This is a genomic window from Pseudomonas sp. GW460-LB5 (genome assembly GCF_059423245.1).
On record NZ_JBWKXT010000025.1, the window covers coordinates 1 to 16620 of the forward strand.

Below are 16620 nucleotides of genomic sequence, written 5' to 3' on the forward strand. Positions count from 1 at the left end.
CTACGCGCCCCATCGCCGGCAAGGCCAGCTTCCACAAGAAGACAGTTGCTCCCACAAGTTGACGCCAAATCACTACGTTGTTCTATGAGAACAGGTTCAACTGGCCCGTGCAGAACTCAGCGCACCTGCCCGTGTGACACGCAGGGCCACCAGGCTACCCAGCACGATCAGCGCTGCCAGCGAGTACAGTGCGGCGTCGGTGGAGCCGGTCTGATCCTTGATAAACCCCACCAGATACGGGCTGAGGAAGCCTGCCATCTGGCCCACGGAGTTGATGATCGCCAGGCCAGCGACTGCTGTGCCGGCGCTGAGCAGCGTGGTAGGCATGGGCCAGAACATCGGCAGGCCGGTCAGCGCGCCCATGGTGGCGATGGACAGGCCTAGAATGGCAACGGCCGGGTTGCCGGCGAAGTTCACCGCAATCAGCAGGCCAACGGCACCCATCAGCATCGGCACCACCAGGTGCCAGCGGCGCTCGTTGCGCAGGTCCGCCGAGCGGCCGCAAAGGATCATGAACACACCGGCCAACAGGTACGGGATCGCGCTGAGCCAGCCGATCAGCAGCGGGTTGTCGAAGCCCATGCTCTTGATGATCGACGGCAGCCAGAAGTTGATCGCGTAGACACCACTCTGGATACAGAAGTAGATAAAACCAAAGGTCCAGATCAGTGGGTGGGTCAGCACCGCGAGCACACCCTCGCCGGTGGTGGCGGGCTTGCTTGCTGCGTCGGCCTCCAGGTCGGTGGCGATCATCTGGCGTTCGGCCGGGCTTAGCCAGGCAGCTTTCTGGTAGCTATCGCTGAGCAGGAACACGGCCAGCACCCCGAGGGCAACAGTGGGCAGGCCCTGGATCAGGAACATCCATTGCCAGCCGGCCAAGCCATGCTGGCCGGCGGCGAAGTGCTGGAGGATCCAGCCGGAAAACGGCCCGCCGAGCAGGCCCGACACCGGGATCGCCGACATGAACAGGGCCATGATGCGTCCGCGACGGGCGGCCGGGAACCAGCGCGAAAGGTACAGCACCACGCCCGGGAAGAAGCCTGCTTCGGCAGCGCCGGTCAGTAGCCGCAGGGCGTAGAATTCGGTCGGGGTAGTGACGAACAGCAGGCAGGTGGACAGGCTGCCCCAGGCAATCATCATCAGCGCAATCCAGCGCCGCGGGCCAAAGCGGTTGAGTGCCAGGTTGCTTGGCAGGCCGCAGAGCACATAACCAATGAAGAAGATGCCGGCGCCAAGGCCGTACACTGTTTCGCTGAATTTCAGGGCGTCGAGCATTTGCAGCTTGGCAAAGCCGACGTTGACGCGGTCCAGGTAGTTGAACAGGTAGCAGATGAAAATGAACGGAATCAGCCGCAGGGTGATGCGCCGGTACAGCGCGTTGCGGGTGATGTCCGTGCCTTGGTCAGGGGCTGGGCTGTGTGCCATGATCGGGTTCTCTGTTGTTATGGTTTTTGCCGCGTCGCCTGTTCCGGCGCTCGCTCTGACGAGTCTCGGGGACTGCGGCTAGCCTGTCTTTGTGCTTTTGCACAGTGCCTGGTTCAGGCTGCTGTGCCCGAGCCCAAAAGCCTAACCCCTAAAGGACCACGCAATGTTCGAACTCGACCATGACCTGGCGCAGGATATCGTTGACCGGGCGATGGCCATCTTGCCGTGCAACGTCAATGTCATGGACAGCCAGGGCTTGATCCTGGGCAGCGGCGAACCGGAGCGCATCAACACCCGCCACGAAGGGGCGCAACTGGTTTTGGCCAACGGCCGAATTGTCGAGCTGGATACCGACGCTGCCAAATGCCTGAAGGGCGTGCAGCCCGGGGTGAACTTGCCACTGATGCTCGATGGCCGGCTGATGGGCGTACTGGGCCTGACCGGTGACCCGCAGCAGGTGCGCACCTATGGGGAGCTGGTACGCATGACCGCCGAGATGCTGTTGGCCCAGCGCCACTTACAGGCTGATCAGCAATGGCGACGGCAGCGCTGCGATGATCTGCTGGCGTTGTTGCTGGGTGGTAGCGGTGATTCACCTCGGCTGCTCGACGAAGCCCGGCAGTTGGGCCTGAAGCCTCAACTGCCACGGGTGCCGGGCCTGTTCGAGCTGGCCTCGGGGCCCCCTGCCGAGGCGTTGTCGGCGTGGTTGATGAGCCGGTACCCGGACAGCTGGTGTGTCAGCCCGGCCCGCCAGTCATTGCTATGGTGCCGGCCAGCCGGTGTGGCACTGGATGAATCGCGCCTGCTGGAGCGCCTGCAACGCCATGGCTGGGACGTGGAGCGGCTGGCCTTGGGCAGTGCCGCGCAAAGCCTGGAGCAGCTGCGCCGGGGCTACCGCCGGGTACGTGACTTGCTGGCCTATGGCCGCGAGGTATTGCCCACCGAGCGCTTGCTCAGCCTGCAGCGCTACAGGCTGCCGGCGCTGTTGTGGCGCCACCGCAATGATGACGCGCTGGATGAGCTGCTGGAGCCGCTGCAGCGCATTCGCGCCAGGGACAACAGCGGGCAGTTGCTCACCACCCTGCGTGCCTGGTGTGCCCACGACGGTCAGAGCCAGGCCTGTGCCGATGCCCTGGGTATCCACCGCAACAGCCTGCGCTACCGCCTGGAGCGGATTGCCGAGCTGGGCGAGGTCGACCCGCTACGCATGGAAGGGATGCTTAGTTTGTATCTGGGGTTGCAGCTGTTGCCAGCAGATTGACGCGATTCCCGTAGGCGCAGCCTTGTGCTGCGAAAGGGCCGCTCAGGGCGAAAAACCGCTCCGACCATGCGGGCCTCTTCGCAGCACAAGGCTGCTCCTACAAGGCCGGAAAGCAGTTACGAAGGCATCCGCCCAAACAACCCGTCCGGCGTTTTGTGCATTTGACCGAGGCCCCTTTGCCGAACAGCTGTCAGCATGCCGCTCATCAGGACAGGAGAATCCCCATGAAGATCGTCATCGCCCCCGACTCGTTCAAGGACAGCCTCGACGCTGCCGGTGTCGCCCGCGCCATCGCCGCAGGCCTGCGTGCAGCATGGCCGGGCGCTGAACTGGTTGAGTGCCCGATGGCCGACGGCGGCGAGGGCACCATGGAGGCAATCCTGGCCGCCAGCCACGGCGAACTGCGCCGCCAGGCTGTGCGCGGGCCACTGGGGCAAACCGTGGAGGCCGGCTGGGGATGGTTGCCAGAAAGCCGCACGGCAATCATTGAAATGGCCCAGGCCAGTGGCCTGCAACTGGTACCAACCGGCCAGCGCGATGCTTGCCGCAGCAGCACCTGGGGCACCGGCGAGCTGATTGCCGCAGCCCTTGCCGCCGGTGCGCAACGGGTAGTGCTGGCCATCGGCGGCAGTGCCACCAACGATGCCGGCAGCGGTATGTTGCGTGCACTCGGCCTGCGCCTGCTGGATGCGGATGGGCAAGCGCTGGAAGAGGGCGGCCTGGCCCTGGCCAAGCTGGCCCGCATCGACGCCAGCGACCTCGACCCACGGCTCGCCGAAGTGCAATTTGAAGTGGCGGCCGACGTCGACAACCCGCTGTGCGGCGTCAACGGCGCTTCGGCGATCTTCGGCCCGCAGAAGGGGGCCAACCCGCAGCAGGTGCAGGCGCTGGACCAGGCGCTGGGCCATTTTGCCGACCATTGCGCACAGCTACTGGGTGAGGACGTGCGCGATTACCCAGGGTGTGGCGCCGCCGGTGGCATGGGCTTCGCGGCGCGGGCCTTCATGGGCGCACAGTTCCGCCCTGGGGTGGAGGTAGTGGCCGAGCTGGCCGGCCTCGATGCATTGGTGCAGGGGGCAGATCTGGTGGTGACTGGTGAAGGCCGTTTCGATGCCCAGACACTGCGAGGCAAGACGCCGATGGGGGTGGCCCGGGTAGCCAAGCGTCATGGCGTGCCGGTGGTGGTGCTGGCCGGGACCTTGGGTGAGGGTTATCAGCAGTTGTATGCCCATGGGGTCGATGCTGCATTTGCGTTGGCCAGCGGGCCGATGAGCCTGGAGCAGGCTTGTGCCGATGCTGCGCAGCTGCTGCAGGCGCGGGCTTGTGACATTGGTCGGCTGTGGCACGTTGCAAAGCGAACATGAACATCGTGTAGGAGCGACACTAGGCCGCTCCTGCAAAAGCTTCTCTCCTGCGTCTCGAACATGGCAATGAAGTTGGCCAGTGCTGGCGAAGCGTTCTGGGCGTTCCATTTCATGTACAGGCCGATCCCGGGGGCGGGTTGCTCATCGATAGGGCGGATCGGGCAAAACTGCACGCGTTCGCGCGGGGTTGAGCCAACGAACGAGGCCGGTACAAGGGCCACGCCAAAACCGCATGCCACCAGGCCCAGCAGTGTATGGATCTGCGCCGCCTCCTGCACGACCTTGGGATGAAAACCCGCCGCCTCGCACAGCGCGATCAACTGCGCGTGATAGCCACCGCCCAAGGCTTGCGGGGTGAATACGAAATCCTCATCGGCAAACTCGCGCAGGTCGACTTCCCGCTGTTGCGCCTTGGCGTGGCTGGCGGGCATGGCCATGACGATCTGCTCATCAAGCAACAACCGTGCTTCAAGGGTGCCAGCCGGCAGCGGCAGCCTGCGCATGAAGCCGATATCCGCCTCACCGGCCAGCAAAGCCTTGGCCTGCGACGCGGATGGCATCTCGCGAATGGTCAACTGCACGTTCGGGTAAGTCTCGCGAAAACGGCGCAAGCTGCCAAGTAGCGAGTCGTAATAGGCGATGGAAATGGCCGTGATGGTCAGCTTGCCGCTGACCCCTGCAGATACATTACGGGCGTACTCGATCCCCTTTTCCAGCTCAGCCAGCGTGCGGTAAGACGCGTCGAGAAACGCTGCACCCGCGGCGGTCAGGCGCACCCCGCGCTTGTTACGCAGCAGCAGGCTGAAACCCAGTTTTTCTTCAAGGCGGTTGATGGCCTGGCTCAGCGGCGGTTGCGCCATGTGCAGGCGCTCGGCGGCCTTGTGAAAGTGCAATTCTTCGGCCACAGCGATGAACTGCCTGAGCAAACGTGTTTCGATCATTCAGCATTCCTGCAGCATGGCCAGTTGGCGGTGATATCCAGGAGATATCAAACGTGCATGCTTTTAATATTAAGTCATAGATTTGATTGTTGATATCGTAAAAAGGAGAATTGAAGGTGGTCTGAAATGCCCGTTACAAAGCCTTTCCATAACAAAGTTGCGGTCATCACCGGTGCCGCACAAGGCCTTGGCCTTGCCTATGCCATGGCGTTGGCCGAGCGCGGCGCGCGTGTAGTCATCAGCGATTTGGGCACCGACAGATCCGGGCAAGGCCAGGACGCCTCGGCGCTCGAACATGCACTGACGGCCATGCGAGGCAAAGGTTTTGCTGTGGTTGGACACGCCGGCCAACTGGAGAACGAGGGCACCTGCAAGCAACTGATCGCGCTGGCTATCGAGCATTTCGGTGCGCTGGATATCCTCATTCACAATGCCGGCTGGGTCGACTACCAGCGTATCGAGGATCAGGAAGCCGCCTTTCTGCAACGAGCGCTGGGCATCAATGTGCAGGCGCCCGTGTGGCTGGCCAAGCATGCCTGGCCGCACCTCAAGCGCTCCGCAGCGCCGCGGGTAGTGCTGACGACCTCGGACCGGGCCATGTACCAGCGCTATGCGCAGCCTGGCCTGGTGGCCTATGCCGCCGGCAAGATGGCCCAGGTCGGCATCATGAACGCCCTGAGCATGGAGGGCCAGGAGCACGGCATCCTGGTCAATGCCATTTCACCGGTCGCGAAAACCCGCATGTGGGGCATCAGCCAACCGCCAGAAGAACTGAAACCCGAGTGGGTCACGCCCGGCGTGCTGTACCTGGCCAGTGCGCTGTGCCATGACACCGGCTACATCTTGCGCGCCAGCAACGGCCAGTTCACCGCCACCCGCTTTAACGAAAACAGCGGCGTCAGCTACCCCCGGGACCTGGGCCGTGTGCAGGCCGCTGACCTCGCGCAAGTGGCCGAACGCTGGAACCGCATCAAGGAATGCAACTACGTGCCGGTCAAAGTCGCCAACACGTGCGCGGACCTGGGCGAAAGCCTGGTCTGGGATGAGCGCACCGGCGCGTTGTACTTCGTCGATATTTCTGGCGGGCGCATCAACTGCCTGACAGCCGATGGCGACGTCCACACCCTTTACGCGTCAGCCGCGCGCATTGGCGCGCTGGCGTTGACCGACCGGGGTAACCTGATTTTTACCGAAGACGCCAGTGTGGCTATCTTCGACGTGCCGGCGCGCAAGGTGAGCCAGCATTCGGCATCAGTCCATCCGCGTTCGACCTACCGTTTCAACGACGGTGCTTGCGACCCGCAAGGCCGCTTCGTAACTGGCCTGATGGACGAAGTACCCAGCGGCAATACCGGGGCACTGTTCCGCTTCGACGGGCAGTTGAGCGACCAGGTGATCCATGACGACATGGCGTTGCCCACCGGCCTGGCCTGGTCGCAGGACGGCCATACGGTGTACTTCGTCGATTCGGCGGCGCGTGCCATCTACCGCGCCGAGTACCTCGTCGAAGGCCGGCTTGGCGCGGTCACGCTGTTTGCCGAAACCCCGGCCGAACTGGGGCGGCCGGATGGTCTGGCCCTGGACCGCGAAGGCGGGCTGTGGGTGTGCCAGTACCATGGCAGCTGCCTGCTGCGTTATGACCGCCACGGCCACCTGACCGACCAGGTGTTGATGCCGGTGCCATGCCCCACCAGTTGCTGCTTTGGCGGGCCCGGTTTGAACACCTTGTACATCAGTACCGCGCGATTCGACATGAACCCCGAAGAACTGCACCATTATCCCGATGCGGGCGACCTGTATGCCATTCGCCCGGAAACTGGCGGCGTTGCCCGGCACAGCTTCAAGGAATAAGCCGTGGCGTCTGGCTGGCCGGTAAAACGGCCAATTCGCCAAAGCGCTGGGCCGAGTCGATATAGCGCAAGGCCGACTTGGCGTCTTTCCAACCCACATAGCTCATCAGCGACTTCAGTTCCCAGCCATTGGCGGTTGCCCAGGTGGCGAAGCCACGCCGTAACGAGTGGCCGGTATACAACGCCGCCGGAACCCCGGCACGCTCCAGCATGCGCCGCAGCAGGCCGACCAGGCTGTTGCTGTTGAGCGCGCTGTCACCGAGGTTGCCCCAGCGGTCGAGCTTGCGGAACACCGGCCCATGGGCAATACCGGCGACCTCCAGCCATTGCAGGTAGGCCGTGACCGGGCACAAGGCTTTCAGGGCAGGGGTGCGATGTTGCACGCCCAGGGCTTCTCGGTCGCCCTTGCTGCGCGGCAGGAACAACGTGATACCGACACCGGCTTCAGCCTGGATATGCTCGATGCGCAGGCGCGCCAGTTCATCACCACGAAAGCCACGCCAGAAACCCAGCAACAGCAGCGCACTGTCACGGCGGGCCCGGCGCAGGGCGGCCAGGTCGTGATGTTCACGTGCCTGGCGGGCCTCCTCTTCGAAACAGCTCACCGCAGTTTGCAGGTGCTGCAACAACAGCGGGGCTGCCTGCTTGGGCGGCGTCGGGTGCAGGGTGCGGATACCGCGGAGCACCTGGCGCACCAGCGGCGCCTTGGTCGGGTCGGGGAAGCCTTGGGCGACGTGCCACTGGCTGAGCGCAGCCAGGCGCTGGCGCAGGGTGCTGACAGCATGCTGGTCGGCGTGGTCGACCAGGTAGCGGGCAATACTCTCGGCGGTGGCCGGCAGAAAACCGCCCCAGTGGGATTCAAAGTGTTCGATGGCAGCCTGGTAGCTGCGCCGGGTGTTGTCACGGGTGGCGGCGCGAAGGTAGCGCTCGATATCGGTCATGGTGCGGGTGTCGGTGGGTGATGGGTACACGATAAACCGAATCAAGGGATATTGCATGCCAGCGCGGTTTCTGTAGGCGCAACGCGTCAGCTGGGGTCAGTGGGGCAACCATAGTCGGCCTGGCCAGCACCGCGGGTCAGCGCCGGTGTGCGCATTACACGCATGCTTTCTCCTCGACGCCATTGAAAGGCGGATATTCGTGCAACTGCGCCGGCGACAGTGGCCGACTGAAGTGGTAACCCTGGGCGATATCACAACCGGCGAGCTTGAGGCACACCACCTGTTCGCGGGTTTCCACGCCTTCGGCGACCACTTCCAGGCCCAGGCGCTTGGCCAGGATGATGGTGGAGGACACGATCGGGCTGTCATCAGGGCTGTTGGACAGTGGCGCGATCAGCGATCGATCGATCTTCAGCTTGCTCAATGGCAGCGAATGCAGATGGGCGAAGCCGGCGTAGCCGCGGCCGAAGTCATCCAGGCTGATGCCCAGGCCCGCGCCGCGCAGTCTGTGAAGGTGCGCCACGGCCGTACCTTCGGGGTCGAGAATGGTGGTTTCGGTAATTTCCAGCTCCAGCCGCTGCGGGGCAATGGCATACCGTTGCAGTTCGCTCAGCAGCCGCGAAGCGAAATCGCCTTGGCGCAGTTGCAGGGCGGATACATTGACGGCCAGTCGCGTTCCCCGGCCTTGGGCGTCCCAGCCCGCCAAAGCCTCACAGGCCAGGCGCAACACCTCCCAGCCCAGCTCGACAATAAAGCCGCTGCGCTCTGCCAGGTCGATGAAGCGGTCCGGGTACAGCAGGCCAAATTCGGGGTGGTCCCAACGCACCAGCGCTTCATAGCCCAGTACCTGTTGGGTGTCGAGGCGGATTTGCGGCTGGTAGTGCAGCACGAATCGGCGCTCGGCCAAGGCGCTGCCGAACGCCTGTTCGAGGGTGAAGGCCTGGATGTCGGCCAGGTTCAGCGAGGCGTCGAAGAAGCGGTACTGGGCCCGACCGGCCTGTTTGGCTGAATACATCGCGGCGTCGGCACTGCGGATCAAGCTGTCGATGTCCTGGCCATCGCGCGGGCAGATGCTCACGCCCACGCTTGGGCTGGTGTTGACCTCCTGGCCGTCAAGGGCATAGGTGGCCGACAACCGCTGGACCAGCTCACGGACCCAGGCATTGATCTGGTCTTCGCTGCGTTCGCCCGCCAGCAACACCACAAATTCGTCGCCGCCAAAGCGCGAAGCCTCGTCGCCGGGCTCCAGCAAACGCTGGATGCGCCCGGCCACGGCCTGTAGCAGGAGGTCGCCGATCTTGTGCCCGAGCGAATCGTTGATCGACTTGAAGCGGTCCATGTCGATGAACAGGATCGCCATCAACTGGCGCTTGCCACGCTGGCGGGTCAGCGCCTGGCCGGCCACCTCGACGAACTGGCGGCGGTTGTGCAGCCCGCTGAGGTGGTCGGTGGCGGCGGCATGGCTGCTGCGCCGGTGTTCGTCCTCAAGACGGCCGATAAGTTGCTGGTTTACCTGCTGGGCATGCTCCAGTGCGCTGAAGGCCTCCTGGCGCTTGCGCAAAAGGCGCAAGGTCCATAGCAGGCTGGCGATGATCATCAGCGTCATGCTCAGGTTCAACCAGAATTGTCGGGAATAGGCCAGGGCCGAAGCTGCGAGGATGTCCTCCTGGCGCTGGCTGACCACTACGCTGAACCCGCGCTCTGGCACATGTCGGTAGAGGCTCTGGTACGCACCGCCGGCCGCGTATTGGGTGAGCAGGCCAGTGTTGCTACCGGTATCTGGCAGTTCTGGCAGCAACACATCGCCGGCGCCCACCACGCCGCTGGTGTCTATGCGCAGCCGCTCCAGGCCGTCATCCTGCAGCAGGCGCACCAGCCCGCTGCTCCCCAGATCGATATGCTGAAACAGCACCGCCAGGTAGCCGATGTCCAGTTGTACAACCAGGATGTTTTCGATTTCGCGGCCGGGCAGGTCGGTCAACGGCAGCAGAAAGGGCACCCGCCAGTCGGGCAGGCCGGCCTGCTGGCCCGGCGGCTGCACGTTGGGTAGAAAGGGCTTGAATCCATAACGGGCTACGTGCCTTTGCAGCTGGCGTAACCAATCCTCGGGCAGCGCGGTGGCTTCGTCGGTATGGCTGGCTGACAACAGCCGGCCTTGCCGGTCGTAAAGGCTCATGCGCTTGAACACCGGGTCTTCGGCCAGTATCCGCGCCAGGCTGAAATTGCCCTGGCGCAGCACTTTCATGTCGTCCTGGGTGACCCGGCCAACGGCCTGGGCGCGGTCGACCAACTGGCGCAGGCTTTCGCCCACGATACTGGCCAGGTTCAAGTGCTCGGCGGCCTTGGCCGACAACGCGTCCTGGCGGGCAGCGGCTTTCTGCGTCATGTGCAGCCCCCACAGAAAGGCGAGGGTGGCGGCACACAGCATCAAGATCAGCAGTCGCAGGAGGCTGGCGGAGGAAAGCGAACGGCGTATCACTGCTGATAGTTCCCGACCCTGGGTGATGCTCCAAAAATACGACAAGGAGGTGACAGGTTGATGACTAATGGCTAATTGCCTTTAAGGGTTTCCTGTATGTGCCAGGGGCGCCTGCAGGCGTGCGGTTTCTTCCTCGATGTAGCTCATCAGTGCGCTGATTTCGGCATCGCCCAGGCGCATGTTGGGCATGGCCAGCCGGTTGTACTGCTCGTACAGCAGCATGGCCAAGGGGTCTTTCTCTGCGAGCATCTGGTCGGGCGCCTTCAACCAGCGGGTCAGCCAGCTGGCGTCACGCTGTCGGGTCACCCCCAGCAGGTCCGGGCCAATACCGGGCTGCCCTGGCTCGGTGTTACCCAGGGGGTGGCAGGAGGAGCAGCGGGTGCGGAAGATTTGCTCACCACTGCTGGGTGGCCGTATCTCGGGGGCCTGGGCGTAGTCATTGCTCATGGCGCTGGCCTGCTTCCAGTTGTGCAGGCTGTTGCCCAGCCGGTCCGCGAGAATGTACGGGCTTTCGAAGGGCGAGGCTTTCATCCAGCGGCCGGTGGCCTGGTTGCCGATGATAAGGCTCAGGTTGTGGTCTCTGGAACGGCCGTTTTCCAGGCCTTCGATCCACAGCCCCAGGCTACGGCGCAATTGCTCGATGTCGTCGGGCTCGCCGGTGAGCAGCGTCCAGCCAGGGCCGATGCCGAATTTTTCGGCGTAGCGCTTGAGGGTAGCTGGGGTGTCGTTGTAGGGGTCGATGCTGATGGAATAGAAGTAAACGTCCTTGCCGACCCGGTCCCCCAGAATCTTCTGCACCTGGCGCAAGCGCGCGGTTTCCACCGGGCAGGAGTCGGAGCAGCCGGTGAAGATGAAGTTGATGGCGACTACCTTGTCCTTGATCAGGTCGTCGAAGAAATGCACCTTCTCGCCGTCCTGGGTAAGCAGCGGGATATTCGGGAAGTAGCCGGCGCCCCAAGGGCTTGCGGTTTCTTCGGCCAACGGTTGTTGCGGCTGCAGTGGCCATAACGGAATGCTGGCGGCGAATACCGCGAGCACCAGCAGGAAACGCCATGAGCCGGGCATGATGCGATCCTCGTTGTTGGGTAAAAGGGGCCGCACAGCGACCCCTGCATTGCACTCACTGGTATTTGACTGGCGCTGTCACCGTTTGCCCCAGCGTCGATTTCACGGTAACTGTCGCGGGTGTGGCCGGGCCAAAGCCGGTAGTGGTCACAGACACCCGCCAGCGGGCGCCCGTAGTAGCGGCCGTCAGCGTGGCGTTGCCCAGGCTTACCGGGCCGCCGGTGGTTGCCGCAGTCACACTGATGCTGTTGCCCGTGGCGACCGTGGTCGTCCCCTGCACATCCCAGGTGAAGCGGTTGCCACTGCGCACCTGCACCGTGGCACTGCTGACCTGGATCTGGTCGACCGCCGCCGCCGCAGTCACAGCGATGCTGACTGTGGCCGGGGTCAGCGACTCGGCCCCCTTGGCATCGCGCGCCGTGTAGTTGAAGCTGGCAGTGAACGGTGTGGCGAACGTGGCAGGTGGGGTGTAATTCACCAGGGTGCCGTCGGTGCTGACGGTACCCTGACCGGAGTCCGGCTGGGTGAGACCGGTCACGGTCAGCGGTACGTTGCCGTCCGGGTCGGAGTCGTTGGCGAGCACGTTCAGGGTGATAGGTTTGCCAGCGGTAGTCGCTGCACTGTCATTGGCTGCGACGGGGGGCTTGTTGGCCGGGTCATCGGTGTCGTCATGGCCTTTGGTACGGAAGGTCGGCAGGCCGACCGAAGCCATGTATTGCACGCCATCCCAGCCTGGCAGCGGGGTTGGCATCACCTGGAACTGCCCCGGGTGCTCGATGTCCCAGCGCAGCAGCATGGACGAGTCTTCATGCTGGGTGTTGTGGCAGTGCTCCATGTAGGTGCCGGCGAACTCGCGGAAGCGGATGGCCATTTCCACCTCTCCCGAAGAATCGGCTTCTGGCCCGATCCGGTACACGTCTTTGCGCGCCCATTTTTCCCATTCCGGTGGCGCCTTGCCGTCGCGGCTAAGAATCACGCCTTCCTCGAAATGCACGTGCACCGGGTGGCTCCAGCCATTGCCGCCGTTTACGATTTTCCACACCTCCAGGGTGCCGTCGCCGCTGAACCCACCGTCGGTGGACTGGTTGGCCAGTTGCGGTGCCGCACTGATGCGTCGTGGGTCCATGCTGTAACCGAAGCCGCCATCGGTCTTGATGGTCCACGGGCTGGTGTCGGTACCGTCGGAGCGGCCAAAGATGAACGCGCGGTGGCGGGCATCCTTGAGTCTGGCCTGGTCGGTCGCGGCGTTGCGGTCAATGGGCAGTGGCAGCATTTTCAGGCCTGCGGCCTTGCCTGGCTTGGCGGGCTCGTAGGCCACCGGGTCCATGCTCAGGTCCTGGCCGGTGTAGGGCTGCACCAGCAGTTGCAGAAACTTGCCGACTGCTGGGTCGCCTTTGTCCCACTGCGGGCCTTTGTTGGTCTGCTTGATCACGGCTTTGTACTTTTCCGACAGCACGTCGGCCAGCGAAATCGTACCTTCAGGGCCCTTGCCGGTGCGATGCTCTTCCAGGTTGACGAAGTACAGCTTGTCGCCTGCCTTGATGCCATTCTTGGCAAAGTTGATGATGATGTCGTAGCGCTCGGCGATGCCTTGCAGCGGCAGGATGCCATGGTTGTCCTGCAGGTTGCCGTCGCCGTTCAGGTCCATGGTCCCGTCGAAGGGCACGGCGTGTTCCATGATGTTGCCGTCGTTGGCGATCATGTGGAACGGCACCCGGGCATACGACAGGTTGGAGCCGGAGGGGCCTTTGAACTCCCCACTGGTACCGGCAATTTCCCGCACCACGGCAAACTTGAAATAGCGCGACACCGAGCCGTTGAGGATGCGGAAGCGGTAGCTGCGCGCCCGCACCTTGAGCCTGGGCTGGTACTGCCAGTTGACCAGAATCTGGTCACCGAGGAAGCCATCGGTGTTGAACGGGTTGAACCACAGCTGGCCGTTGGCATCCCAGGCCTTGTCGGCAATCACCAGGTTGACGTCGTAGTCACGGTTACCCCATGGCATGCCGGAGCCACTGGGGAAGCGCAGGTTGACGCCATCCTGCAGCGCCTCGTTACCGCGGTCCAGGGCGCTGTAGTAGTTCATCATCACGGCGTTGCCCTTGTAGACGTTCTGTGCCGTGAAATCCATCATGTGGTCGTGGAACCAGTGGGTGCTCATGGTTTCACGCCAGTCGCCGCGAATCTTGATGCTGCCGTTCTGGCAGGCTTTCAGGCCCGGCGTGCCGTCGTTGACGAACAGGGTTTCGCCCGGTGAGCAGGGGAAGGCTGCCCGCGGATCCTGGGCACGGGTGTTGATGGTGTCGTAGCCGGCCAGTTGCACTGGCCAGCGGTAGTCGTAGTACTGCCCCGGGAAGAAGTAGGCGTTGGCGAAGCCATCGCTCTCTGCCGGGGAGTGGCCATTGTGCTCGTGCGTCGAGATGGTGTGCAGGCCAAAGCCACCGTTGGCCGAGGGGTCGATGGGCAAGGCGTTGTAATGGCGCATCAGGATCGGCTGGCCGTAACGTACCATCAGCAGTTTGGGCGGGAAGGTGCCGTCGAATGTCCACAGTGATTTGTGGTTCTGCAAGGGCATATTCGGGTGAAAGCGCGTGTCAATGCCCTTGGTGGTGCCCAGCGTAGTGGGGATGTCGGAGGTCTGGTAGTACAGGCCGCCGGGTGCAAACTCGCCAGACGCATAGTTATGCAGCTGTTTGCGATCACGCAGACCGAGGTTGATACGCGCCCCGGCCTGGGCGGTCTTGAACGCCGCCTGCGGGTAGAACTCGTTCCAACGCTGGTGCGACCAGGCTTTTCCTGGTGGCCGGCCTTCAGCAGGCGAGCCGACCGGCTGGCGGTTGAGGAACATTTCGATCTGCGCCTTCCAGGGGTTGCGGTCCAGCACATTGGCGTACTGGCTCGGGTACGGATACAGGCCGGGCTGCTTGAGGAACGCTTCCAGGGCCGTACCACTTGGCCCGCTGCGCGCGACGACGTTGGGGTCCTGCGCCGGGGCCGCGCCGAGGGTGGGGACGGGAAAGGTAAGCTCCGGCGCCGGCGCCGGCGTGGTCGGGTCGAGCTTCTCTGGCCCGAATTCTTCGAACAGCAACAATTGCTGGGTGAAGGGTTGGGCTCCGAACAGTGGGCTGGGTTTGCCGTTGGTGGGGTACCTGTCCGAGGTTTGCAGTGCAGGCGGCAGCACGTTGTCTATCCGCACTGTATCGCGGTCGCCGTGCGCGCCATCGACCAGCTCCAGCGCGCCTTCGTTGGCTTCGGGCAAGGTACTGAGGTTGAGCAAGGCCGGGGTCGGGTCAGCCGGTTGCTCGGTGTAGGCCGACGGGTCGGTCGGCGGCGGCTGACTGTTGTCGTCAAGGGGCGAGGCCATGACCGTGATCAGCCCGAGGCTGACCATCAGCGCAGTGACTGAAGAAAGCTGGAATGCGTACCTAACAGGGTGGATCACGGCATGTGTTCTCATTGCCTTGTGCCTCGCTCGCGGCTGCATGGCTCTAAGCCATCAATGGCGTTTTGCCCGATAAAAGGCCCTGAGCAACGGCTGTGCCAACAACTGTTTCAGTAATGCTTTGTTAAACAAATCCTTGTGGTACCTGAGGTGCGCTAAATGACGGGGCGTCAAGAATGGGTATAAGTCCCCACTGGCGGGGACCCAATGCCCGCTGGATGGGTGGATTGGGGCGTGACACACCCGGCGCGCTGCGGTATATGTGTGGGCTACCAAGGGGAGCCCGGCAAAGGGCTGAGAAACCGCTGAACGCTGCAGCGCGGTGACCCTTCGAACCTGATCCGGATCATGCCGGCGAAGGGATGGGGCTTGTAACCTGCCTTTTTGCCGGCCTCACTGCGAGGCCCGTCCATGTCAACTGCCAAGGTCTCGCTGTCACCTTCATCAAGGACAGCATCATGACCGAACGTTTCAGCCAGTCCCTGCGCCGCCAGAGCGAGCCAACCTGGTCGGCGGCCGTTGGCCACCGTTTCGTGACCCAATTGTGCGACGGCAGCCTGCCGGACCCGATCATGGTCGACTATCTGGTGCAGGACCATCGCTTTCTCGACAGCTTCCTGACCCTGCTGGGCGCAGCCATCGCCACCGCCGATACATTCGAGGCGCGCCTGCGCTTCGGCCGCTTTGCCGGGATGATTTCCAGCGATGAAAACACCTACTTCCTGCGGGCCTTCGAGGCGCTGGATGTAAGCCCGGCGCAACGTAGTGAGCCGGCCGATACGGCGCCCACCGCAGGGTTCAAGGCCATCATGCGCGAAGCGGCAGCCACCCGCTCCTATGCAGCAGCGCTGGCGGTACTCAACGTTGCCGAAGGCCTGTACCTGGACTGGGCGCTGAAAGCGCCGAAACCCATGCCGCACAACTTCGTCCATGCCGAATGGATCACCCTGCACGATAACCCGGCATTCCAGGCCTTCGTTGCCTTCCTGCAGGCCGAACTGGACCGTGTCGGCCCGCAGCACGCCGCACTGGCCAGTGACTTCTACCAGCGCACGGTTGCGTTGGAACTGGCCTTCTTCGATGCCATCTACCCGCAGAGCAAATGAGCATGGATATCTTCGATCGCCTCAAGGCCGCAGCCACGCAACAGTGGCGCCGTTACGTAGACCATGATTTCGTGCGGCAGATGGGAGAGGGCACGCTGAGCGAGGCCGCGTTCCGGACGTACCTGGTGCAGGATTACCTGTTCCTGATCCAGTTCGCCCGCGCCTGGGCACTGGCGGCCTACAAGAGCCGCCGGCCGGACGACATCCGCGCCGCGCAGGCCGGGTTGGCGGCAATTCTGGATGAAACCGAACTGCACGTGCGCCTGTGCGCCCGCTGGGGGCTGACCCAAGCCGACATTGAGGCCGCGCCAGAACACCAGGCCACGGTGGCATACACCCGCTACGTGCTGGACTGTGGCGCTGCCGGCGACCTGCTGGAGCTGCACGTGGCACTGGCACCTTGCGTGATTGGCTATGCCGAAATAGGCCGGACCCTGGCCGAGCAGATTGGTGATTTGAGCAACCACCCGTACCGCGAGTGGATTGGCGAGTATGCCGGGGAAGGCTACCAGGGGGTGGCGGCGGCAGCGCGCAAACACCTGGATGAGCTGGCGGCGCGGAGCATGACCGAGCAGCGGTTTGCCGATTTGGTGGGAATTTTTGGCCAGGCGTCCAGCCTGGAGGCGGACTTCTGGCAGATGGGGCTGGACGGGGTGGCGTAGTCCCCGGGGCCGCTTTGCGCCCCATCGCCGGCAAGCCGGGCTCCCACAGAGACCGCGCAATGCTCGAAGGGTTGTACCGTACCT

The 16620-nt window shown here is 63.5% G+C and carries 10 protein-coding genes, 2 pseudogenes and 1 riboswitch; of the genes and pseudogenes, 6 read left to right on the top strand and 6 right to left on the bottom strand.

Annotated features, from left to right (window positions below; all coding sequences use genetic code 11):
* Window positions 1-96: 96 nt before the first annotated feature.
* On the bottom strand, window positions 97-1425 hold the full coding sequence (locus AC07XM_RS16185; RefSeq protein WP_060517828.1) for an MFS transporter: 1329 nt from the start codon (window positions 1423-1425) through the stop codon (window positions 97-99).
* A gap of 163 nt (window positions 1426-1588) precedes the next feature.
* On the opposite strand from AC07XM_RS16185, the gene AC07XM_RS16190 reads away from it, so the two are divergent.
* Both AC07XM_RS16190 and AC07XM_RS16195 read left to right on the top strand, forming a co-directional pair.
* Complete coding sequence (locus AC07XM_RS16190) at window positions 1589-2686, top strand: sugar diacid recognition domain-containing protein (protein ID WP_016487215.1); 1098 nt, start codon at window positions 1589-1591, stop codon at window positions 2684-2686.
* 224 nt (window positions 2687-2910) lie between these two features.
* Complete coding sequence (locus AC07XM_RS16195) at window positions 2911-4050, top strand: glycerate kinase (RefSeq protein WP_102689421.1); 1140 nt, start codon at window positions 2911-2913, stop codon at window positions 4048-4050.
* 44 nt (window positions 4051-4094) lie between these two features.
* Here the strand turns inward: AC07XM_RS16195 and AC07XM_RS16200 are convergent.
* Window positions 4095-4991: pseudogene (locus tag AC07XM_RS16200) on the bottom strand (LysR family transcriptional regulator); the annotation flags it as partial.
* Between the two features lie 204 nt (window positions 4992-5195).
* Here AC07XM_RS16200 and AC07XM_RS16205 point away from each other — a divergent pair.
* Both AC07XM_RS16205 and AC07XM_RS16210 read left to right on the top strand, forming a co-directional pair.
* Window positions 5196-5687 (top strand): annotated as a pseudogene (locus tag AC07XM_RS16205) (SDR family NAD(P)-dependent oxidoreductase); the annotation flags it as partial.
* A 45-nt stretch (window positions 5688-5732) separates the two neighbouring features.
* Complete coding sequence (locus AC07XM_RS16210) at window positions 5733-6842, top strand: SMP-30/gluconolactonase/LRE family protein (RefSeq protein WP_224372564.1); 1110 nt, start codon at window positions 5733-5735, stop codon at window positions 6840-6842.
* Here the strand turns inward: AC07XM_RS16210 and AC07XM_RS16215 are convergent.
* The 4 genes from AC07XM_RS16215 to AC07XM_RS16230 form a co-directional block, all read right to left on the bottom strand.
* Window positions 6832-7839, bottom strand: coding sequence for a site-specific integrase (locus AC07XM_RS16215; protein WP_102689420.1), 1008 nt, complete (start codon window positions 7837-7839; stop codon window positions 6832-6834). The two genes, AC07XM_RS16210 and AC07XM_RS16215, sit on opposite strands and share 11 nt — an antisense overlap.
* Before the next feature lie 97 nt (window positions 7840-7936).
* Window positions 7937-10261: a putative bifunctional diguanylate cyclase/phosphodiesterase gene (locus AC07XM_RS16220; RefSeq protein WP_102689419.1), complete on the bottom strand. Its 2325-nt coding sequence runs from the start codon at window positions 10259-10261 to the stop codon at window positions 7937-7939.
* 81 nt (window positions 10262-10342) lie between these two features.
* Window positions 10343-11326: an SCO family protein gene (locus AC07XM_RS16225; protein ID WP_102689418.1), complete on the bottom strand. Its 984-nt coding sequence runs from the start codon at window positions 11324-11326 to the stop codon at window positions 10343-10345.
* A 55-nt stretch (window positions 11327-11381) separates the two neighbouring features.
* Window positions 11382-14783 carry an Ig-like domain-containing protein gene (locus AC07XM_RS16230; protein WP_102689417.1) on the bottom strand — a complete coding sequence of 1134 codons (3402 nt, stop codon included), beginning with the start codon at window positions 14781-14783 and terminating at the stop codon, window positions 11382-11384.
* 250 nt (window positions 14784-15033) lie between these two features.
* Window positions 15034-15148, top strand: a riboswitch (TPP riboswitch).
* Between the two features lie 78 nt (window positions 15149-15226).
* Between AC07XM_RS16230 and AC07XM_RS16235 the strand changes: the two genes are divergently transcribed.
* Together AC07XM_RS16235 and tenA are read left to right on the top strand one after the other, a co-directional pair.
* Window positions 15227-15874 carry a TenA family protein gene (locus tag AC07XM_RS16235; RefSeq protein WP_102689416.1) on the top strand — a complete coding sequence of 216 codons (648 nt, stop codon included), beginning with the start codon at window positions 15227-15229 and terminating at the stop codon, window positions 15872-15874.
* Window positions 15871-16536, top strand: a complete 666-nt coding sequence (tenA, locus tag AC07XM_RS16240) for a thiaminase II (protein WP_095115368.1) — start codon at window positions 15871-15873, stop codon at window positions 16534-16536. The genes AC07XM_RS16235 and tenA overlap by 4 nt, the downstream gene beginning before the upstream one ends.
* Window positions 16537-16620 lie beyond the last annotated feature (84 nt).